Source organism: Vibrio hepatarius (assembly GCF_018860525.1).
GTDB classification, from domain to species: Bacteria; Pseudomonadota; Gammaproteobacteria; order Enterobacterales; family Vibrionaceae; genus Vibrio; species Vibrio hepatarius_B.
The window spans coordinates 117,102-139,505 of the sequence record NZ_JAHKPM010000069.1; the positions used below are offsets into that span (position 1 = coordinate 117,102).

At 42.0% G+C, this 22,404-nt stretch carries 20 protein-coding genes and 2 pseudogenes; 10 read left to right on the forward strand and 12 right to left on the reverse strand.

The window, feature by feature from the left end; translation table 11 throughout:
- Window positions 1-58: 58 nt before the first annotated feature.
- Window positions 59-363 (reverse strand): annotated as a pseudogene (locus KO511_RS21305) (NIPSNAP family protein).
- A gap of 254 nt (window positions 364-617) precedes the next feature.
- Between KO511_RS21305 and KO511_RS22370 the strand changes: the two are divergent.
- Window positions 618-734, forward strand: a pseudogene (locus KO511_RS22370) (integron integrase); the annotation flags it as partial.
- Between the two features lie 151 nt (window positions 735-885).
- Here the strand turns inward: KO511_RS22370 and aroG are convergent.
- Entirely contained in the window at window positions 886-1,938 is a 1,053-nt protein-coding gene (gene aroG, locus KO511_RS21310) for a 3-deoxy-7-phosphoheptulonate synthase AroG (RefSeq protein WP_215989387.1), read from the reverse strand.
- A 309-nt stretch (window positions 1,939-2,247) separates the two neighbouring features.
- Between aroG and KO511_RS21315 the strand changes: the two genes are divergently transcribed.
- From KO511_RS21315 to KO511_RS21330, 4 genes are all read left to right on the forward strand, one after another.
- The gene (locus KO511_RS21315; RefSeq protein WP_125321721.1) at window positions 2,248-2,967 is read left to right on the forward strand and encodes an amino acid ABC transporter ATP-binding protein; all 720 of its coding nucleotides are present in this window, start codon (window positions 2,248-2,250) and stop codon (window positions 2,965-2,967) included.
- Entirely contained in the window at window positions 2,964-3,764 is an 801-nt protein-coding gene (locus tag KO511_RS21320; RefSeq protein WP_215989388.1) for an amino acid ABC transporter permease, read from the forward strand. Before KO511_RS21315 ends, KO511_RS21320 begins: the two co-directional genes overlap by 4 nt.
- 8 nt (window positions 3,765-3,772) lie before the next feature.
- Complete coding sequence (locus KO511_RS21325; protein WP_215989389.1) at window positions 3,773-4,609, forward strand: transporter substrate-binding domain-containing protein; 837 nt, start codon at window positions 3,773-3,775, stop codon at window positions 4,607-4,609.
- A 74-nt stretch (window positions 4,610-4,683) separates the two neighbouring features.
- Window positions 4,684-5,595 (forward strand): amino acid ABC transporter permease, encoded by a 912-nt coding sequence (locus tag KO511_RS21330; RefSeq protein WP_215989390.1) that lies wholly within the window; start codon window positions 4,684-4,686, stop codon window positions 5,593-5,595.
- Here the strand turns inward: KO511_RS21330 and cyoE are convergent.
- The 4 genes from cyoE to KO511_RS21350 form a co-directional block, all read right to left on the reverse strand.
- Window positions 5,583-6,479: a heme o synthase gene (cyoE, locus tag KO511_RS21335; protein ID WP_215989391.1), complete on the reverse strand. Its 897-nt coding sequence runs from the start codon at window positions 6,477-6,479 to the stop codon at window positions 5,583-5,585. The two genes, KO511_RS21330 and cyoE, sit on opposite strands and share 13 nt — an antisense overlap.
- Complete coding sequence (locus KO511_RS21340; RefSeq protein WP_215989392.1) at window positions 6,476-7,513, reverse strand: COX15/CtaA family protein; 1,038 nt, start codon at window positions 7,511-7,513, stop codon at window positions 6,476-6,478. Before KO511_RS21340 ends, cyoE begins: the two co-directional genes overlap by 4 nt.
- A gap of 86 nt (window positions 7,514-7,599) precedes the next feature.
- Window positions 7,600-8,148, reverse strand: coding sequence for a hypothetical protein (locus KO511_RS21345; protein WP_215989393.1), 549 nt, complete (start codon window positions 8,146-8,148; stop codon window positions 7,600-7,602).
- Window positions 8,149-8,151: 3 nt separating this feature from the next.
- Window positions 8,152-8,931 (reverse strand): SURF1 family protein, encoded by a 780-nt coding sequence (locus tag KO511_RS21350; protein ID WP_215989394.1) that lies wholly within the window; start codon window positions 8,929-8,931, stop codon window positions 8,152-8,154.
- On the opposite strand from KO511_RS21350, the gene KO511_RS21355 reads away from it, so the two are divergent.
- A complete protein-coding gene (locus tag KO511_RS21355) occupies window positions 8,882-9,118 on the forward strand; it encodes a DUF2909 family protein (RefSeq protein WP_125321708.1) in 237 nt (78 codons plus the stop codon). The genes KO511_RS21350 and KO511_RS21355 overlap by 50 nt on opposite strands.
- Window positions 9,119-9,125: 7 nt before the next feature.
- On the opposite strand, the gene KO511_RS21360 is transcribed toward KO511_RS21355, so the two are convergent.
- Genes KO511_RS21360 through coxB form a run of 4 tightly spaced genes read right to left on the reverse strand, consistent with a single transcriptional unit; the run spans window position 9,126 to window position 13,428 of the window.
- Window positions 9,126-10,010 (reverse strand): cytochrome c oxidase subunit 3, encoded by an 885-nt coding sequence (locus tag KO511_RS21360; RefSeq protein WP_215989395.1) that lies wholly within the window; start codon window positions 10,008-10,010, stop codon window positions 9,126-9,128.
- Window positions 10,007-10,609, reverse strand: a complete 603-nt coding sequence (locus KO511_RS21365; protein ID WP_215989417.1) for a cytochrome c oxidase assembly protein — start codon at window positions 10,607-10,609, stop codon at window positions 10,007-10,009. The genes KO511_RS21360 and KO511_RS21365 overlap by 4 nt, the downstream gene beginning before the upstream one ends.
- Window positions 10,610-10,618: 9 nt before the next feature.
- Entirely contained in the window at window positions 10,619-12,277 is a 1,659-nt protein-coding gene (gene ctaD, locus KO511_RS21370) for a cytochrome c oxidase subunit I (protein ID WP_215989396.1), read from the reverse strand.
- Window positions 12,274-13,428 carry a cytochrome c oxidase subunit II gene (gene coxB / locus KO511_RS21375; RefSeq protein WP_252724501.1) on the reverse strand — a complete coding sequence of 385 codons (1,155 nt, stop codon included), beginning with the start codon at window positions 13,426-13,428 and terminating at the stop codon, window positions 12,274-12,276. Before coxB ends, ctaD begins: the two co-directional genes overlap by 4 nt.
- A 354-nt stretch (window positions 13,429-13,782) precedes the next feature.
- Here coxB and KO511_RS21380 point away from each other — a divergent pair, with 354 nt between their 5' ends.
- Window positions 13,783-15,492 carry a phospho-sugar mutase gene (locus tag KO511_RS21380; protein ID WP_215989397.1) on the forward strand — a complete coding sequence of 570 codons (1,710 nt, stop codon included), beginning with the start codon at window positions 13,783-13,785 and terminating at the stop codon, window positions 15,490-15,492.
- A gap of 171 nt (window positions 15,493-15,663) precedes the next feature.
- Window positions 15,664-16,395 (forward strand): substrate-binding periplasmic protein, encoded by a 732-nt coding sequence (locus tag KO511_RS21385; RefSeq protein WP_215989398.1) that lies wholly within the window; start codon window positions 15,664-15,666, stop codon window positions 16,393-16,395.
- Between the two features lie 6 nt (window positions 16,396-16,401).
- On the opposite strand, the gene ppsR is transcribed toward KO511_RS21385, so the two are convergent.
- The gene (gene ppsR / locus KO511_RS21390; RefSeq protein ID WP_215989399.1) at window positions 16,402-17,235 is read right to left on the reverse strand and encodes a posphoenolpyruvate synthetase regulatory kinase/phosphorylase PpsR; all 834 of its coding nucleotides are present in this window, start codon (window positions 17,233-17,235) and stop codon (window positions 16,402-16,404) included.
- Between the two features lie 158 nt (window positions 17,236-17,393).
- On the opposite strand from ppsR, the gene ppsA reads away from it, so the two are divergent.
- Together ppsA and KO511_RS21400 are read left to right on the forward strand one after the other, a co-directional pair.
- Window positions 17,394-19,784 carry a phosphoenolpyruvate synthase gene (gene ppsA / locus KO511_RS21395; RefSeq protein ID WP_215989419.1) on the forward strand — a complete coding sequence of 797 codons (2,391 nt, stop codon included), beginning with the start codon at window positions 17,394-17,396 and terminating at the stop codon, window positions 19,782-19,784.
- A 337-nt stretch (window positions 19,785-20,121) separates the two neighbouring features.
- Window positions 20,122-21,492 (forward strand): YjiH family protein, encoded by a 1,371-nt coding sequence (locus KO511_RS21400; protein WP_215989400.1) that lies wholly within the window; start codon window positions 20,122-20,124, stop codon window positions 21,490-21,492.
- Between the two features lie 67 nt (window positions 21,493-21,559).
- On the opposite strand, the gene KO511_RS21405 is transcribed toward KO511_RS21400, so the two are convergent.
- Entirely contained in the window at window positions 21,560-22,321 is a 762-nt protein-coding gene (locus tag KO511_RS21405) for a ferredoxin--NADP reductase (protein WP_215989401.1), read from the reverse strand.
- Window positions 22,322-22,404 lie beyond the last annotated feature (83 nt).

Consider the following 22,404-nt stretch of genomic DNA (forward strand, 5'->3'; position numbering starts at 1 on the left):
CCAAGTTCTGAGTAAAAATTATGTATCGTAAGTTGTCTAACAGTTATTATGCGCGTGGTTAGTCGAGTACTGGTCTGAAGAAACTACGCTCGTAACTGATGATGCAATTTGTATCTTCTACAAACTGAAAAGCAGCAACACACTCTTTATCCTTGAATGAGTCATTGCGGTAAGCTTCATAGGCAGCGAGGCTAGGAAACGAAATAGAGCAAGAGCTACATTATTCGCCCCTTCAGAAGGCAAGAAGTAACCATGATGTTGCCCTTCAAACATAGCTACGAGGGGTAACCACATTTTTGCGTATTCTTCAAACTCACTAATCTTTGATGGATCAATGATATATCTAAGATAACAAGTAACCATTTAATGAACTCCTTTCATCGTTTTCCCTATTAGCGCATAACAGTTATTAGACAGAAAAATTCCGCATTTAAATATAGAATTATTCTTTATAGTATGTTGATGAAGCAAATCATACCTAACTTTTATGATAACTAACAATAACTTATCAACTATAACTCTCTAACTACATCCTAAAATACAGATTTTTTCTATATAGTATGAATTGATGTATCAAACTGAAATTTATGTATATATATCAAGTAAATATTTAAAGAAAAAAATCAGCGAAGAAAACGCAAAGTCTAGCTCTCAATGCCTTAGTCTTTTTATACAAAGAAATCATTCAAGTGCCCATTGATCTTGATATGCAATTTCGTCGTTCAGATAGGTCCATATAAAATAATCATTTATCAAGGTTTTAATTGTATGATTTAGTCCCTATCTGAAAATTTGTCGGATTTATAGGTGGTGAGCAGGCAATAAAAAAGGCAGATCACTCTGCCTTTATATAGTTCTTTATATAGTTCTTTATATTGTATGATCTTATTGCTGGCGACGAGCTTCAACCGCATCAGCTAGCTGACGAAGTACTTTTTCAGTATCTTGCCAACCGATACACGCATCGGTAATGGACTGACCGTATGTTTCCACTTTACCGTCAATTAAATCTTGACGCCCTTCCACCAAATGAGACTCAATCATAACACCGAAAATAGCGTCTTCACCCGAAGCAATTTGACCGGCAACATCTTCTGTAACCACCATCTGACGCTGGTACTGCTTAGAACTGTTTGCATGGCTAAAATCAATCATAACTTTCTGTGGTAAGCCAGAAGCTTCAAGCTGAGACTTAATCTCACGTACATGCTCAGCGCTATAATTAGGCTCTTTACCGCCACGCAAAATAATATGGCAATCTGAATTCCCTGCCGTTTCAACAATCGCAGAGTGACCGTATTTAGTTACTGACAGAAAGTGGTGTGATGCACTTGCACTTCGAATGGCATCAGAAGCAATCTTGATGTTTCCATCCGTTCCATTTTTAAACCCAACAGGACAAGACAGACCTGATGCCAACTCGCGGTGAACTTGAGACTCCGTTGTACGCGCCCCAATCGCGCCCCAACTGATAAGATCGGCCACATACTGGGGCGTGATCATATCAAGAAACTCGCTCGCGGTTGGCAAACCAAGGTCCGTCAAATCAAGCAGTAATTTACGGCCAATGCGCAAACCATCATTGATTTTAAACGTGTCATTCATGTACGGATCGTTTATCAGCCCTTTCCAGCCAACTGTTGTACGCGGCTTTTCAAAATACACTCGCATAACAACTTCAAGGCGGTCACCTAATTCATCTCGTAAGACTTTCAAGCGTTTACCATATTCGAGTGCCGCTTGAGGATCATGAATGGAGCATGGACCAACAATCACCAGCAACCTGTCGTCTTCTCCGCTAAGAATTTTTGAAATATCTCGACGAGATTGAAAGGTTGTAGAAGACGCAGTTTCTGTCGCTGGAAATTTTTCTAAAACAGCCACTGGCGGTAATAATTCTTTAACTTTACTAATTCGTACATCATCAGTTTGGAACATTGCTTATCGTCTTCCTATTCTTATCTATTTGAGCAGTACGCTTCATATATGGCGCACTTAAATACTCAGTTATTTTCTTGGGCTTTGGTGTAACTTATCTATCAAAAACGAAGCTTGCAACCATTTTTTCAAATAAAATGCAATATAGACTCTGTCTTTGAAATGTACATTAGGCGTAAACCATAGGTTACATCATTAAAATTATGAGTTAGCACAAGCTTTTAAAGCCAACTTTATTCACAGCAAGGTGCAATATCGTTATGATGTAGGTAAGGTAGTAATACAACAATTTGCAAAGTTGGTTCTTGAATGAATGCCATTGAATTTACAAATGTGAGTAAGCAGTACGGTCAGTTCCAAGCCCTAAAAGACATTACCCTATCAGTGAAAAAAGGTGAAAAGCTGGTTATTTGTGGCCCTTCTGGCTCAGGTAAGTCAACCTTAATAAGGACCGTTAATGGCCTTGAAGACATTTCTCATGGTGACATTAAAGTTTTTGGCCAGCCAATATCAAAAACGTCTCCTGGAAAAGTAGGCATGGTCTTTCAACATTTTCATCTTTTCCCTCACTTGAGCATCCTTGATAATTTGATCTTAGCTCCAACCCGAACATTAAAACTCTCGAGACGAGACGCAATAGCAACAGCACTGCACTTTCTTAACCAAGTGGGTATTGCCGATCAAGCAGACAAATACCCAATCCAGTTATCTGGAGGGCAACAGCAGCGAGTTGCCATCGCTCGTTCACTCTGCATGAAACCAGAGTTATTACTGTTTGACGAACCAACATCAGCGTTGGACCCTGAAACAATACAAGAAGTTCTGGAAGTGATGACAAGTATCGCGAAGTCAGGAATGACCATGGTTTGTGTCACTCATGAAATGGGATTTGCAAGAAAAATTGCCGATAGAGTTTTATTTATGGATCAAGGGAGAGCTTTAGAAATAGCGCCACCTGAGCAACTATTTAACAATCCTAAGCACCCAAGAACTCAGCATTTTCTCGAACAAATCTTAAGTCACCAATGATTTTAAAGACATTCAAACCTATTTTTTCTGCTCTAATACAAATCCTTGTATTGATATTATTGTTAGGTTGGGTTCTAGAGTCTGGCGCTAGAGCAATGAACTACCAATGGCAATGGCAGCGAGTACCTGATTTCATTGCATTTTATGAACAAGGGCAATGGTGGCCAGCAGAACTAATTGACGGTTTGTTCGTCACCATTAAAATTTCATTGCTGAGTCTAATATTTACATTACTGCTTGGAATGTTAACCGCCTTACTCAAACTGTCCGACTCATTGATTGGGCGCTCCATCGCTACTGTATACATTGAGTTGATCCGCAATACCCCGCTGCTGGTACAAATCTATTTGTTGTACTTTATCTTTGGTCCCGTGATCGGGCTAGATAGATTAACCACCGCTATCCTTGCATTATCTCTTTTTCAAGGGGCTTACACAGCTGAGATTTTTCGTGGCGGCTTAAATAGCATTTCAAAGGGGCAATTTGAAGCTGCACATTCACTCGGCCTTAACGCCTTTGCGACCTACTATAACGTCATTGGCCCTCAGCTACTTCAGCGTACACTCCCTCCTCTGACCAATGAGGTTGTTTCTTTGGTAAAAAACTCATCAATTGTTAGTGTCATGGCAATTTTTGATTTGACCACTGAGGGAAGGAATATTGTTTCAGAGACAGCAATGCCATTTGAAATCTGGTTTACCGTGGCCGCCATTTACTTACTCTTGACCCTCTCATTGTCTGCTATGTCTGTCTGGCTTGAAAATAAACTGGGCGCTAACTGGCGCGCACCAACGTAGGAAAACAAATGAAATCTCTCAAATACATACCACTTTTACTGCGTGCAGTTTGGGTGGCAATAAGCACATTCTTCATCTTAGTAGCGGCAACCGCAAATGCCAGTAATACACCAAATCTAGACACCATAAATCAAAGGGGAACATTACGTGTTGGTATGTCAACATTTGTCCCTTGGGCAATGCGTGACAGACAAGGGGACTTAGTTGGCTTTGAGGTAGACGTAGCGAAACGCTTAGCCGCTGACTCAGGCTGGAAGGTCGAGTTTGTGCCTACCGCTTGGGATGGGATCATCCCGGCTCTCTTAGCTAAAAAGTTCGACGTTATTATTGGTGGAATGAGCGTGACGGCTGAACGTTCAAAAAGCGTCTTATTTACCAGCCCATATTCTCATTCTGGCGTGCAGTTGGCTGCTAACAAGCAACTGGCCTCAGGCTTTTCCAAAATCAGTGATTTCAACTCAAGACGCATCAAGATTGCGGCACGAAGAGGCGCTTATACCGTGCAAGTCGCCCGTGAGGCTTTCCCAAAAGCTAAAATCCTTCAGTTCGATGATGACGCACAAGCGTTTCAAGAAGTCCTTAATGGAAATGCGCATGCCGTTATTGCCTCCAGCCCAAAGCCAGAACATGAGGCAGTAAAAAATGCCAGCACATTATTTATACCTTTTAACGAACGGTTATCTAAAGGTAACGAGGCCTTTGCTGTTCGATTAGGAGAAACAGACAAACAAGCCTTTTTTGATCACTGGATTAACGATCGTATCCAAGATGGATGGCTTGAGCAGCGCTATGAGTACTGGTTTTCGACTCTAGATTGGCAACAGCATATTAGAAACCACGACTAAACCATAACAATAGCCACTCTACCAAGGTGTATTGTGGCAACCTAATATACAACTTTTTAAGGGTGGGATATTGAGTGGAGACGACAAGCATCCTCAAATCAAAACCAAGTCCGAAGCGTTATTGGAAATTCAATAAGCTCGACCTAACTTTATTATTTTTTCTAACTGTCGCTGGGTTTTGGCTTCACCAAAGAGCATCAATTGGAGTTCATTATACTTGGCATTGGAACGACGCGTTGACGCTCCTCTTTACCCCACGTTCTGATGGTACTTTGCCTTATTTCTTCCAAGGCGTGATCGCAACATTAAGACTAAGTGTATGGGGCATAGTTTTCGCAATACCAATTGGCATACTCGTAGGTATTTCAAGGCATTCATCCGTCTATGTACTGCGCGCATCAGCCAATATATACATTTTACTAATACGTAATATCCCACCTTTAGTATTTGTATTTATATTTTACTTCTTTATCTCTAATCAGCTCATTCCTAGCTTGGGTTTAAGCGACATACTCCAAGATTCATCTGAACAGTCTCAATATTGGCAGATTTTGTTATTTGGCCCAAAACCGCTCTGGGAAAACTTACTTTCAGGTGTTTTATGTATCAGCATTTTGTCGTCATCCTATATTGCTGAAATAGTTCGCTCCGGCCTAACGAGTATCCCTAAAGGGCAATGGGAAGCATCAGATGCTCTCAGTTTACCTTTGTGGGTAAAATATAGATTTATTATTGCGCCTCAAGTTCTAGCGACAATCACTCCAGCATTAGCAGGACAAGCCATATCCCTAGTAAAAGATACGTCGATTGTGTCTCTTATCTCCATTCAAGAGATGACGTTTGTCGGTACTGAAGTCGCTAATTCTTCAGGCCTAATATTTGAAATTTGGCTCATCGTCGGCGCCGTCTATCTGATATTTTGTGCGACGCTTTCTGCCCTGTTTAGAAAAATAGAACGCCGCACTCTTCAGCATCAAACAAAGTAATGCTCTACTAACAAAGCAGAAAACAATAGCATGAGATGCCATATTGAAAATTTAAACGTTGTCATCGCCTGGGTCTTTGATGATTCAAATTTTAGCTTCCACGCATGATAAATAAACAAGACAGATAAAATGGTTGCACAAACTAAATAAAAAACTCCCGCCATACCGACCAGTGCAGGCAGTAAACAAATAACAAACAGCAAAATGGTATACAGCAAAATCGATGTTTTTGTGTACTCATCACCATGCGTTACAGGCAGCATAGGAATGTCAGCTTTGGCATAATCTTCTTTACGATGAATCGCTAAAGCCCAAAAGTGGGGAGGAGTCCATATAAAAATAATCATCACAAGCAACCAAGCATTGGCATGCATTTCACCGGTCACTGACGTCCATCCCAATAGAGGTGGCATAGCACCAGCGATACCGGCAATAACAATATTTTGTGGCGTTTCACGCTTTAAGTACATGGTATATATCACAGCATAGCCAACCAAACTTGCGAAAGTTAGCCACGCGGTTAACGTATTCACACCACCGTACAAGACGACAAAACCAGCCAACCCCAATCCACTCGCAAAGATCAATACACTACGAGTGCTAAGCTCGCCTGAAGGCAATGGTCGTTTGTATGTGCGAGCCATTATTGCGTCAATTCGCCGATCTATTAAATGATTAAATGCCGCAGCAGATCCCGCCATTAGTGCTATACCGACCATTCCTAATACGGCCTCTTGGACAGGTAATGTCCCTGGAACAGCCAAGCACATTCCAACTAAAGCAGTAAGCAGCATTAAGGCAACGACTTTGGGTTTAGTCAGAGTCAAATAGGTGATCCACAAGGAACGTTCTGGCTCAGATACATGACTAATAGAATTGTTCATTGTGAGCTCTCCTTACTAATAAACTGAGGGGTATTCACATCATCGAACGCTTTCTTATGCCAAAGCTGATAGTTGACGTGTAAAATCGATACAAGTAAAAACGCAGCGACTAAATTATGAGCAACAGCCACAACTAAAGGTAAACTAAACACTACATTGGATATACCTAAGCCTATCTGTATCGCCAATAAAACCGACACCCGTATAGCTGACCATTTAAAATTGGGTTTTTTGGTGTATAACAAAGCCAATATTAAACACAGTGAAACCAAAGTGAGTAATACAGCGCCTAGTCTATGGGTCACGTGAATAGTCATTCGAGCACCATAATCTAGCGTGCCAAATTCATAACTAGGCTGCTCGGGCTGAATGAGGGTAAATGCGCGTTCAAAATCTAAATATGCCAACCAGTTACCATCGCAGATTGGTAAATCTTTACACATCAAGGCTGCATAATTAGAAGACGTCCACCCACCTAAAGCCACTTGAATGATGACCATACATAAGGTGACTGAAGCAAGCCATTTTATCCCTCTTGGGTATGACAGAAGATTTTCTTTTGGCACGTCTCTCTCACGCAACTGCCAATATAAAACCATGAGTAAACAAAACAGTGTAAAACCGCCAAGAAGATGTCCCATAACAACTACAGGCATCAACTTCATTGTCACAGTCCACATACCAAGTAAAGCTTGAAATATCACGACGGCTGATAGGGCGATTGGCATACTCTTGGGTATCCGACTATCGCTGAGCGATTTGACTGAAATGGCAAAAACCAATATACCTAGAGTGCCAGCAAAATACCGATGAATCATCTCTAGCCAAGCCTTATTCGCTTCAATCACCAGCTCTGGATATAAAGTCATTGCAAGTGCGATTTCGTGTTGTTCATCTGGTACTGTTAAATGGCCATAACATCCCGGCCAATCTGGGCACCCCAACCCAGCATCAGCTAATCGTGTATATGCTCCTAATAAAATGACCGTCACTGTCATAACTAAGGTTAAACGAACTAAATTGGTCAATCCCATAACCAAACTCCTTCCATGAGTCTCAGTTAACTCCATTAGATTGTATTTGCATTATCAAGCAAACATTAGAAATCAGAAACTACGCTTTAACCAACTCTTGAGAGCTTCAATAGTTTCCTTAAATCCGTCAATATGTCTTTACTCTGGCTAATGAGTTCATCTTGGCTTTCAACTAAAGGGTAACGCATCACTAATTGGCCTAAAGGGTCAACAATTACCAACTCAAAGTCAGAAACTAGCTGATGAAAGGCATCGTTGACTTCTATCACCTTAAATCGGTTCTCCTCAGATACAGTTTGATCACTGAGCTTAGATATTAAGAGCACTGGTACCACACGACTTTGATACTTACCTAAAGCGAGATGACTTTGACCAAGTAAGTACATTTGCTGGTGGCAAAATTCGTTGCATGTTGAAGGAACTAGATACCCTAGTTGCCATTGCTGTCCTACATAAGGATTAGTGACTCCTAACCTTTCATAACTCTGTCTTGGTTCAATTAGCTGACCTTTATTGGTCACGCCAGATTCATACCATTGATTAATAAGTAATACTTTCGCAATAACCGCTGGTAAGGCAAACATCGTTATCAAAGCCACAAACATGGCCCTACCTCTAGAAACCTTATTAATCATCTTTCACTCCTTGCCTTTACATAGTCTGAACGTTACCCAAAGACTTAAAATAAGTAATGCTGCAGCCATACTAAACCACTGAATTGAGTAACCAAAATGCTTGTTAGAACCAAGTGGTACCGGTTGCCATGGCTGTGGGTAAGGCCATTCAGACGCTATGGGCTGCAAAACATAAGGTTGAATAGAATACCCCCAAATTTGCGTAAGCCTTTCAATATTTAAGTTTTGAATCCGATGTGGAATACTCGTTTCCATATAGAGCTTGTCACTCAATGGATTGGCAGAACGCTGATATAACCTTGCCGTAATATTGATAGGGGCTGTCAGCCAAGCAACCTTTGGCAATTGTTCACGTTGAGTACTGGCTGGTAGAAACCCCCTCTCAAGCAACACTTTCATCCCTTTTTCCGACTCCATCAGTTGGTAAGCAAGATATCCGACTTCTCCTTGATATATTTGATTATCAAGTAGCAAATACCGTCCCTTGATGGGGGACAACTTAGCAGCTACTTTAACTCCAGTTACATAGGTCAAATCCGCCAAGTGTAGTTCGTCAATACCAATAACTGCAGACTGCTCTCTTGCTGACAAAACTTGCTCCATTACCTGCTTTTCCTGCGCTCTTTCTAATTGCCAAAGACCTAAGTTGACCAAAATGAAAAAGACAGCCAAAGTTAATAGCAACCCAATCCAAACAGAACATTTTCTCAACGACCTTGGTAAGGAAAACTTTATGGTATTGATTTTTAAGTCACTATTGGTGCTACTACTACTCTTTGTCATTGTAAATCTCGCAAGAGCAATGTTCGAAATGGTAAAAGGGCCACAGCCAGATGACCAAAAGATTGATGGAGACAAACCTATGAGCCATTATCTTGGGCGGAGAGTTTTTCTTTCAGCACTCGCCGTCATATTATTACTCTCAGCTCTTCTGACCGGATTAGTAGAACCCAATGTACGCCCCTACTAACGTATCGTTAAAGCACGTAGACAAATACAAATAAAGTCAACCAAACAACATCAACAAAATGCCAGTACCAGCTCCCTGCCTGAAATGCGAAATGATCTTTGGGCGTAAAGTGATCTTTGGCAATACGTGCTAGTAAGATGATGAGAATTGTCGTCCCCAAAAATACGTGCATACCATGGAAACCGGTCAGTAAGAAGAAGGTATTGCCATATACCCCTGACTGCAATGTCAGATCGAGATCTTGATAGGCATGTGCGTACTCGACGCCTTGGTAATATAAGAAAAATCCTGCCAGTACAATTGTTAGCTCAAGCCACACTATCAAGGCCATGCGCTTATTTTGTTCCAAACTGATGTGCGCCATGTGCAAGGTGATTGAAGACAGCAAAAGTATAATCGTGTTTGCTAAAGGAATACCATGCCATCCCATAGCTTGAGTCGTTGTACCATCTGGAGTTGCGGTTAATGGCCATAACGCTTCAAATGCTGGCCACAATACCTCATGAGTCATAGCATTGTTGCTCGCGCCTCCTAACCAAGGCACTGAGATCATCCTTGCATAGAACAAGGCACCAAAAAATGCACCAAAAAACATGATTTCGGAAAAAATAAACCAACTCATCCCTTGTCTGAATGAGCGTGATATCTGATCTGAATATTTACCTGTCATAGACTCAGTAATAACATTACTAAACCAGCCGGCGAACATATAGAGAAGGAAAAGGAAGCCAGACAACAATATTAGCTTACCATAAGTACCTCCTGCGCCACCGTCAGCCATATTCTGCACGGTCAAGCCTGCGCCAACAGCGATAAGAAATAAAGAAACCGCTCCAACAATCGGCCAACTACTTTGTGCTGGAACATAATAGGATTGTTTTTTTGAACTCATGGCTTAGCTCCTTGCTGTGTGAGATCGCCACTCGATTCAGCTCTTGCCAGTTCTACAGGCTGAGGAACCTTATCGGTAATATCATAAAGGGTGTAAGACAATGTTAATGTGTGAATCGAGTCTGGAATATCAGGCTCGAGATAAAAAATGAGCGGCATTTCTGCTTTGGCCAAACTATCGAGAGGTTGATGGTTAAAACAAAAGCATTCAATTTTGTTAAAATAGGCAGCCCCCATTCCAGGTGAAACTGAAGGGACCGCCTGCCCTACTATCGCTCTCGACGACTGGTTTGTCGCGATAAATGCGGTCTGAATGACTTGTCCGGGGTGGACATCCATATACTGTTTGTCTGGCTCAAACAACCAGGGGATCCCCTGATTAAGATGCGCCATAAACTCAACCCTAACAACACGTGATGTATCCGGCACCATCCCTTGGGGCTGAATAGATGCTTCACTACTTGTTTTGCCATTAATACCTAAAGTGTCACACATGACATCGTAGAGAGGCACAAGAGCAAATCCAAAGCCAAACATGCCTAAAACTGCAGCTAGGAGCTTTAGGGTAAGCTTATTATTTGATTGCACTTGCTTATCCATCATACACCCTTAATCAACTCGTGGTGGTGTTGAAAAAGTATGATGAGGAGCAGGGCTTGGAACCGTCCATTCCAAACCTTCCGCTCTATCCCATACTTTTGCCTCGGCTTTTTCACCTCCACGGATACATTTAATCACTACCCAGAGGAAAATCAGCTGAGACAAACCAAAAGCAAAACCACCAATCGACACTATCTGATTGATGTCGGCAAATTGAATCGCATAATCAGGTATGCGTCGCGGCATTCCGGCTAAACCAACAAAGTGCATCGGAAAAAACAGCACATTAACCGAAATAACTGAGCACCAAAAATGCCATAGACTCAATCGATTATCGTACATATGGCCAGTCCATTTCGGTAACCAATAATAGGCAGCAGCCATGATGGAAAATACCGCACCTGATACCAGCACATAGTGGAAATGCGCTACCACAAAATAGGTATCATGGTATTGAAAATCAGCAGGAACTATGGCCAGCATCAGACCGGAAAACCCTCCAATCGTAAATAAAATAATAAAGGCAATAGTAAACAGCATGGGCGTTTCAAACGTCATGGCGCCTCGCCACATTGTCGCGACCCAGTTGAAAACTTTAACACCTGTTGGCACCGCAATTAACATGGTGCAATACATAAAGAAAAGCTCTGCAAACACCGGCATTCCGGTAGTGAACATGTGGTGAGCCCATACTAAAAATGACAGCAACGCGATGCTACAGGTAGCGTAAACCATAGAATGGTAACCAAAAAGCTTCTTACCACTGAAAGCCGGAATAATGGCCGAAACAATACCGAAGGAAGGCAATATCATGATGTAAACCTCGGGATGACCGAAGAACCAAAAGATGTGTTGGAACATCACTGGATCCCCTCCACCAGCAGCATCGAAAAATGACGTCCCAAAGTATTTATCAGTTAACACCATCGTCACCGCACCAGCTAGCACTGGCATAACGGCAATGAGTAGAAAAGCAGTAATTAACCAAGTCCAGACAAACAAAGGCATCTTAAACCATGTCATGCCAGGCGCCCTCATATTGACAATAGTCACAATTACATTAATTGCACCCATGATAGAGCTAATACCCATGATATGCACCGCAAACACAAACAGTGCAGTGCTGTCTGGACCATAGGTTGTTGAAAGTGGTGCGTAGAAAGTCCAACCAAAATCGGGCCCACCTCCTTCAGTAAACAACGAAGCAAGTAGAATTAAAAAGGCAAATGGTAGGATCCAAAAACTGAGGTTGTTCATTCTTGGTAGAGCCATATCTGGCGCACCAATCATCAGAGGAATCATCCAGTTGGCTAAACCAGTGAAGGCTGGCATAACCGCACCAAAGACCATGATAAGACCATGTACTGTGGTCATTTGGTTAAAAAAATGGGGTTCAACTAGCTGTAAACCTGGCTGGAAAAGCTCAGCACGAATAATCATCGCCATTGCGCCGCCAGTCAGAAACATGATGAAGCTAAACCAAAGGTAAAGTGTCCCAATGTCTTTATGGTTGGTCGAATATATCCAGCGAGAAATCCCCTGCGGAGCATCATGATGTTCATGCTCATCGATCGCAATAGTGCTGCTCGCTCCAGATAAATCCGCATCGGTCGCTGGTGCCGATTTTACGCTTTCGGTAGTCAATGACTCAGGTTTGGACATTTTCATTGTCCCTCCTTGGAAGCTTTGAATGCATTCACGTCGGATGCTTGTACAACATCACCCACGTTATTTCCTAATCCATTTCGTTGGTATGTCACTACAGCGGCAATCTCTTTATCTGACAGCTGATTAGCGAAAGACTGCATAGCAGTGCCGGGGCGGCCGTTAACAATAACATCCATATGATCAGTCACTTTACCAGTAGCCACCTTACTGCCTGTAATCGCAGGAAATGCGCCAGGTATCCCAGCACCAGTTGCTTGGTGACAAACCGCACACCTATCAAGGTAGACTTTTTCACCAAGATGCATTAATTCTTCTTTAGATGATGAAGCCATTAATGATGCAGCAGCTTCTTGCTTAGCTTTCTCAATTTCTGCCTTTTTCGCCACCAGCCAAGCATCATATTCCTCTTCCTCCATTGCTTGGACAACAATCGGCATAAAGCCATGAGCTCGTCCACAAAGCTCAGCACATTGACCTCGGTAAATGCCGGGTTTATCAATACGAGTCCATGCCTCGTTGATGAAACCTGGAATAGTATCTTTTTTCACTGCAAAATCTGGCACCCACCATGAATGGATCACATCATCAGATGTCATCAAGAACCGGACTTTGCGATTAATAGGAAGGACGAGGGGGTTATCGACTTCGAGAAGGTAATGTGCGCCTTTTTCCTCAATGCCATCGATTTCCTTTTGGCTTGTTGCCAACAAACTAAAGAACTCAACATTTTCGCCAAAGTAACTATAGTGCCACTTCCATTGAGAACCTGTAATTTTGATGGTCAAATCAGATTGAGAAGTGTCCTCCATCGCAACCAAAGTGCGTGTTGCTGGTATTGCCATAAGAACTAAAATAATAATAGGAATGACAGTCCAAATAATCTCAACTTTGGTGCTTTCATGGAAATTGGCCGCAACGACGCCTTTGGACTTTCTATGGTGGTACATGGAGTAAAACATCGCCCCAAAAACCACCACCGCAATGGCACAACAAATATAGAAAATCAGCATATGTAAGTCATACACCTGGCTGCTAATACCTGTTACACCTTTGGTCATGTTTAGTGAGGGTTGCTCAGCACTCACTGATGCAGCAAAACTAAACAACAACAAGTTGATTAGCTGCCACAGTATTACCTGTAATCTTTTCAAAAGATCTCTCCTCTATTTTGAGGCTTCATCTATGACGGTTTAACCTACACACCTAGCTCTCAATGGCGCAAAAAAGTCCTAATGGGTATATGGGTACGGAAAATATGCTTATAACGATAAATTTGATTGATTTTGTTATATTTATGTTATCAAAACCTAGTTGGCCTTTTCGGAATATGCAAGAAAGTGCTACTGGAAATGTCGATGATTTAGACGGATTTAAGTTTACCTTGATCACAATATTTGGTTTAACGATTGCTCTCTCGCAAAAGATGACCAATTTTACTTAATATCTAATGATTGTTTTCTAAATTCCATTCTCTCAGGACAAAGATTGTCGGGGTAAAATAAAATATGATGCAGCAAGTCACTCACTGGTTGGAAAGAGATCCTGATCCGCATACTCATCAAGAACTAAAAAAATTAGTTGAACAGCAGAATAATCAAGAAATCGCAGATAGATTTAGCCAGCGACTAGAATTCGGTACAGCAGGGTTAAGAGGTAAAGTGGGCGCAGGGCCAAATCGCATGAATCGGCTTGTCATTCAGGAAACAGCCACTGGCTTAGGTCGTTATTTAATTAAGAATATTGAACTCGCTAAGCAGCGAGGCGTTGTCATCGGCTATGATGGCCGCACAGATTCCAAACAGTTCGCTTATGATACGGCCTCTGTCCTTGCTGCGCTGGGTATCAAAGTGTATCTGACCCATGATGTGGCCGCTACTCCCATAGTTGCATTTGGCGTTAGGCACTTAAACGCAGCCGCAGCCGTCGTCGTAACAGCAAGTCATAACCCGCCAGAGTACAACGGGTTTAAAGTATATTGGGAAAATGGCGCCCAAATAATTCCACCCCATGACTCTGGAATTGCAGCAGAAATTGACAAAGCTGCAACTACTGAAATTTCACTAATGACCCTTGAACAAGCTGAGAAAGAAACACTTCTAGTCTGGCTGAACGACGATTACTATCAGTCTTACCGCCAGGTCGTCAGCGAAACTCCTGTTCTTAATTTCCACCACCAACCAGAGCCACTCTCTATTGCCTATACTGCAATGCATGGGGTCGGTGCCAAAATGGCTAAGACATTACTTAATGATGCAGGATTCACATCAGTACATAGTGTGACTGAACAAGAAGTCCCAGATGGAACGTTTCCCACAGTCCATTTCCCAAACCCTGAAGAGGCAGGAGCGATGGATATGGTTATCGCTCTTGCAAAAGAAAATAATGCTGATATTGCCTGCGCCAATGATCCCGATGCAGATCGCTTTGCAGTCGCTGCAGCTAGGTCTGACGGAAATTATCAGATGCTGACTGGAGATCAAGTCGGTGCGTTATTTGGTCACTACCTCTTGAATCAAACACAAGCATCTAAGCAATTGGTTGGTAACACTATCGTTTCCTCTAGCCTATTGGAAAAAATTGCGCATTTCCACAACGCAAAGTATTACCAAACGCTAACAGGTTTTAAGTGGCTGACCAATATTGCTATGAAGGAGCAAACCGCCGATAGGCAATTTCTCTTTGCATATGAAGAAGCTCTGGGGTACACCATAGGCAACAAAGTCTGGGATAAGGATGGTTTATCTGCTTTAGTTGCGTTCGCAAAAATGGCTGCAGAGTTAAAGAGCGAAGGTAAAACAGTCTGGGATCAATTAGAGAGTATCTACCGTGAACACGGTATGTATATCAATGCTCAGCATAGTACAGCCTTAGACCCTAAGTCCCCCCCAATTGGCGATAAACTCAGAGCAGCGCAACCCACTCATATTGCTGGTCGAAAAGTGACCGAAATAGACGACCTTAAATCATCAATCCGACACCATGCCGATGGTAGCAGTGAAACCATTGACCTTCCTTCTAGTGATGTGTTGATCTATCGCTTAGCTGGCGGCGCTAGAGTCATTGTGCGACCTTCAGGTACAGAACCAAAGCTGAAATGCTACTACGAAGTAGTCGAGGAATTTAACGAGCAAGAAAACCTCGCCTCGGCAGAAGCTCGGGCCGAGCTGTCTCTTGATGTACTAATTAGCGAACATCAAACCAGCTTAGACCACTAAAAAATACCTGTATAAAGCGCAATGACATTCGCCGCTTTATACAGGTAATCAACGATTACATTATTTATCTATAGATATCACTTATTGACTACCTTAAAGCGACAAAATCACCCGAATTATTTTTATGATGTCTATACTTGTTGTTAACAAAGGCAATGATCCTATCCAAGCATGAATTTACGAATCTACTACTGGCTTTTACTAATGCTGTTAAGTCCTAATGGTTTAGCCAATACTAATGAGTTATCTGACACACATTTGAATATCTGTGGTGACTCAATTGATTGGGAGCCCTACACATATGTAGAGAACGAAGAAGTCAAAGGCTTTGACCTGGACGTACTTAATGAAATCTTGCCAAAAAATCGGATTACCTTTGACTTTACTATGTCGTCTTGGTCTCGGTGCCTTAAAGGAGGGAGATCGGGAGACTTTCAAGTTGCAGTTAGCGCCACTTACTCAGATCAGCGTGCTAAAGACTTCCTTTACACTACTTGGTATTACGCCACAACGCCCTCTTACATGTACAAGAAATCCAAATTCACTCAGGGCCTCAAAATTACTAAATCCTCAGATTTAGATGCTTATAAAGTATGCGGTATTCACGGATATAACTACAGCGACTTCAAGCTGAAAAAAATACATCAAAATGCCCATAGTATGCATGAGCTTGTCAAGGAGTTGAACGACGGTAAATGTGATGCCATTATTGCTTGGAAAGAAATTGTCTCCGGTATAAAAAGTATCTGGGGTATTGATTACTTGGCTAATGATGTAGCCATAGAACTTGTACCCAATATGCCTAAGCACAAATTCCACATGCTAGTTTCAAAAAAATACAAGTACAAAGAACAACTTAAACAGCTGCTCGATCAAGGACTAAAGAAATATCAAACAGAGTAATATTTATCACAACAGTCGACGACGTAGCCCTGCCTTTTCAAGTATGCGAGTGGAGATCTCCTCCACAGATAAGGCAGAAGTATTAATATAGGGAATAGCTTCTCGCCGAAACAATGATTCCACACTCTCCAATTCACTAATGCATTGTTCGGCACTGGCGTAATCACTCCCTGCCAGCCTGTTCTCTCTAATTTCATTTAGCCTTTCTGGATCAATAGTTAAACCAAATAACTTATGTCTATGCACTTCAAACTCAGAAAGCAACTTCAAGCGGCGAATATCTTCTTCAATGAAAGGATAATTGACTACTCTCAATCCAAATTGCATTGCCATATACAAACTGGTTGGTGTTTTTCCACTACGTGACACGCCAAGCAAGATTATATCCGCTTCACCTAGCCCCTTGAGAGTAATGCCATCATCATGAGCTAGGGTATATTCTATTGCCGCAATACGATCAAAATATGATGCAGAGTCCTTACTTACACTTCTGGAGCGTTGTAATTGAGGCTGAGGTTCCATTTCAATATCACCTTTCACCTGTTCAACAATATCAGCCAGTACATCGTAACAATATGCTGGTGCCTGCAAAAGTCTGAGCTTCATATCCGGGATAACAATAGAAAAGAACACCAAAGGCTTCAGACCCGTTTTTTTAAAAGACAGCTCAATTTCTCTTACTAAGTCGGCAAGTTTCTCCTCGCTCTCAACAAAGGGGAATGTTTTTTCATGAACATTAAGTGGAAATTGACCTAAGACAACATGTCCTAATGTCTCGCATGTGATAGCTGTTCCGTCAGAAACATAGAATACATCACGACTTTGAATATCAATTTGCATTTTTTATTTAAACTTTAAAATTATTTTGAGGTAGGATAGTTACCATAATAATACCGATAATAGCGCATAGCCAATAGATACGTGCTGCATAGCTTTAAAAATTGCAGGGCTTTTTTAATAATAAGCGTAAACGTTTGCTCTATACCTACAAAACTGTGATGTTTCTGGAGAAAGACATGCAAAAGAACACCCTCTGGTTCAATAGCCTATCCATGGCAGACGTCGACAAGGTCGGCGGCAAAAACGCCTCACTTGGAGAAATGGTTTCCAATTTATCAAATGCGGGTGTTTCAGTGCCCAACGGTTTTGCTACGACTTCGTATGCATTTAACCAATTTCTAGACTTTGAAGGTCTGGATGAACGTATTCACCAACTACTTGATGAACTAGACGTTGAAGATGTTGATGCGCTTAGAAAAACAGGGGCAACGATCCGTCAATGGGTCTTAGAAGCTCCATTCCCAGCGGATCTTGAGCAAAATATACGGAAAGATTATCAAGAGTTAATAGAGGGTAATCCTGAATTGTCGGTTGCCGTACGTTCTTCTGCGACCGCAGAAGATTTACCTGATGCGTCATTTGCAGGCCAGCAGGAGACCTTCCTCAATGTCAGTGGAATCGACGCCGTACTTGAAGCCACAAAGCACGTTTATGCGTCTTTGTTTAATGACAGAGCTATTTCATATCGAGTACACCAAGGGTTTAATCATAGGGGAATTTCGTTATCAGCCGGTATCCAGCGTATGGTTCGCTCCGACAAAGCCTCTTCTGGAGTCATGTTTACATTAGATACTGAATCAGGATTTGATAAAGTCGTGTTCGTTACCTCTTCTTGGGGCCTGGGTGAAATGGTTGTTCAAGGAGCGGTCAACCCCGACGAATTCTATGTTCATAAGCCTATGTTAGAAGCCGGTGAACAAGCCATTGTTAAGAAAACTTTCGGCTCTAAGCTGATTAAAATGATTTACTCTGACAACCCTGAAATCGGTAAGCAAGTTGATATCATTGATACCACAGAGCAAGAGCGTCAGCAATTTTCTCTCAACGATGATGAAATAACCGAATTGGCTAAACAAGCGATGATTATTGAAAAGCACTACCAACGTCCTATGGACATTGAGTGGGCCAAAGATGGCATCGACGGTAAGCTATACATTGTCCAGGCTCGACCAGAAACCGTCTGCTCGCAAAGTGAGCAGAATGTTATTGAACGCTACGAACTTAATAATAAAGCGGACGTGCTAGTGGAAGGTCGCGCTATTGGGCAACGTATTGGTTCAGGTCCAGTTCGATTAGTCGATTCATTAGACCAAATGTCTCTGGTGCAAGACGGAGATATACTCGTGACAGATATGACGGATCCTGACTGGGAACCCGTGATGAAAAAAGCTTCTGCTATCATCACTAATCGTGGTGGTCGTACCTGCCACGCAGCCATCATTGCAAGAGAGCTGGGTATTCCCGCTATAGTTGGCTGCGGCGATGCTACTTCTCGTCTAACCGATAGGGATATTGTCACTGTTTCATGTTCAGAAGGTGAAACTGGTTATGCGTATAATGGTAAATTGGATTTTGCTATCAAGCGGTCAACCGTCAATGAGCTTCCATTACTGCCGACTAAGGTGATGATGAATGTGGGCAATCCAGATCGCGCCTTTGATTTTGCTCAAATTCCTAATGAAGGTGTGGGTTTAGCCCGCTTGGAATTCATTATCAACAAAATGATCGGCATTCACCCTAAAGCCTTACTCAATTTTGATTCGCAATCCGATGAACTTAAAGCAGAAATCACCGAGCGTATTCGTGGTTATAAAGATCCGATAGATTTCTATGTCAGTAAACTCACTGAAGGAATTGCGACTATAGCGGCCGCTTTCTGGCCGAAACGGGTTATTGTCCGTATGTCGGATTTTAAATCTAACGAGTACAGCAACCTAGTCGGCGGAAAAGGGTATGAACCCCATGAAGAAAATCCGATGTTGGGCTTTAGAGGTGCCTCACGTTACATTTCTCCGGTGTTCGAGGATTGCTTTGAGCTAGAAACACAGGCGATTAAACGCGTTCGTAACGAGATGGGATTGAAAAATGTCGAAATTATGATCCCGTTCGTTCGCACGCCAAGCGAGGCTGCCTCAGTAATCGATATTCTAGCTAAATATGATTTGCGCCGTGGCGATCAAGGGCTGAAAGTCATTATGATGTGCGAACTGCCATCTAATGCGATACTCGCTGAAGATTTTCTTAAATACTTCGACGGTTTCTCCATTGGTTCAAACGACATGACACAACTTACACTTGGTCTTGATCGCGACTCTGGTGATGTAGCCCACTTATTTGATGAACGTAATCCAGCAGTCAAAGCTATGCTGAAAATGGCGATAGATGCAGCAAGCAAGGCTGGGAAATATGTTGGCATTTGTGGCCAAGGTCCGTCAGACCATGACGACCTAGCAGAATGGTTAATGGAGCAAGGAATTAGTTCAGTATCACTCAACCCAGATACAGTAATTGATACTTGGCTAAAACTTGGAAAGGTGGCAGACAAGTAAAATTCAAATAAGATGATGTAAAACCGTCCTATGGGCGGTTTTTTTCATTTGAGTGATGAGTAAATAAAATGATTCAAATCACAATTATTGATTCACCACACCCAACCAACTTGCAACATTAAACCATTCAAATTAACATTCACGAAACAAAAAACCATAATTCCATACAAGCGTCATATTTAATTGTGCATATTTAAGGAAATTTATTGAATAGTATTGCAAGACTAGTCAATAACGATTAATCTGCGCCAAGGATGACTAAATAAAGATGTTTAATGAATAAGTATGCTAGCCAATTGCAAGCCCTACGTTCATTAGCAGTAACATGAGATTTGAAATGCAGAATAACGCTCAATCTATCAAACAGACAAATACCAAAGGTAATCTTTGGATGTTCCTTATCCCTTCATTACTTGGGTTATTTCTTTTCATGGCCCCCATCAGCTATGAAGGGGATATCACTATCCCTGTCGCCATACTTGCGAAAACTATTCAAGGTTTATTTGGCGAATATTTGGTTGGCATTGTCACCTCTATCATTATTTTTATGTCCTCTGTGTCTGTTTTATGTCGAATAAAAAATCCTGAATTTATTGCTCGTAATGCTTTTTTAAATGGGCTCTTCAACCCTAGTTCGCTATGGTTATTAGTGCGTGTTATCGGTGGGGCCGCCGTTGCAATGACTTTCTTCCAAGTGGGCCCGAAAGCAATTTGGGAAGAAAACACTGGTGGATTAGTGCTTGAAGGGTTATTGCCTACACTTTTCTCGGTATTTATTTTTGCAGGCTTACTACTTCCCCTTCTGCTCAACTTTGGCTTACTAGAACTATTTGGCACTCTACTAAGCAAAGTCATGCGTCCGATATTTAATCTTCCTGGCCGCAGTGCTATTGACTGTATGGCATCATGGTTAGGGGATGGCTCAGTAGGTATCCTTTTAACCAGTAAACAGTACGAGACTAAGTTTTATACTCAAAGAGAAGCGGCGGTAGTGGGAACCACTTTCTCCGCAGTCTCTATTACCTTTAGCTTGGTCGTACTCGCGCAAGTCGAACTAGAACACTTATTTTTACCCTTTTATGGCGCTATATGCCTTGCAGGTATTATTGCCGCTATTATTATCCCGCGTATTCCACCACTAAGTATGAAAAAAGATACTTTCATTGATGGCACTACGCGGGCTAAAGATGCCGACCTTGTGCCTGAAGGCCACAGCAATTTCTCTTGGGGTATGGAATTAGCGCTTGAAAAAGCAGGTAAAGTAAAATCAATTACGTCAGTTTTGGGCGAAGGTGTGCGTAATGCCATCGACATGGTGTTTGGTGTACTGCCTGTCGTTATGGGTTTAGGTACAATAGCTTTAGTGATTGCTGAGTACACCCCTATGTTTAGCATCCTTGGACAGCCTTTTATTCCTTTCTTAGAACTACTCGGCGTACCTGAAGCTGTTGCAGCCTCAGAAACCATTGTTGTTGGTTTTGCTGATATGTTTATTCCCGCAATTTTGGCGAGCTCAATTGATAACGAAATGACACGCTTTGTTATTGCAGCCATGTCTGTGACTCAGCTAATTTACATGTCAGAAGTGGGCGCACTGCTTCTTGGCAGCCGCATTCCGGTAAATATTTTTGAGCTGTTCGTAATCTTTATCTTACGAACCTTAATCACACTACCTGTTATTGCTGGTATCGCTCATTTGATCTTCTAAACTATTGTTCACAAAAGCAATAAAGGCCCTGCTGGGCCTTTATTGCTTTCTATCTCGGTCACACCGATTACCAATAACGCTCAAAGGTAATATTTCCGCCAGTTGCTCTGCGAAACTTATCTAATCCCAATTGTTGTAACGTCAAGGTGGTTTCTTTGATCATCTCAGGATTACCGCATAACATCACAAAGCTGTTTTCTTTCGTTAGTTGTACTTTAGCAAGGTCTTGCAGCTTGAGTTCTTCTATTAATTGGGGGATACGGCCACTGAGCGCCAATGAAGATTGCTCTCTTGAAATAATAGGCAGATAACAAAGGCGCCCTTCATATTGCTCCACCATTCGTTCAATCAGGTTACGGTAAACTAGATCTTTTTCGTGTCTGACACCATGCACCAAAACGATTTTGTTATACCTAGACCTAACATTAATATCATCCAAGAGTGACAAAAAAGGACCAATTCCGGTTCCTGTCGAAAGTAGCCACAAATCTTTCGTCTCTTGCGGGATAGAACTCAGAATCAGATCGCCATGAGCAGTATTGCCAACATAGACCTGCTCACCTTCTCTCAGTTGCTGTAATTTTGGTGTCAGCTTACCTTGAGGGTTCGACACCACCAAAAACTCTAACATGTCACTGTTGTTGAGGGGTGCGTTGACAACAGAATAAGCTCGGCTAACCAATTGGCCAGCATCATACAACGCCAGTTTAGTGAATTGCCCCGCTTTAAAATCAAGTGGAGCACCGGTCAAACGCAAACTAAAGAGCTCATCAGTCCAGTCAGTACGTTTATCTACATAGGCGAGATTAAAACCATCGGGTGCTGTCATAGCTGTTCCTCCATCAGGTTATTAGTCTTAAAGCTACTCCTCTGACCTTTTTATGTAAAGCATAGCATTACTCAGGCTACCAA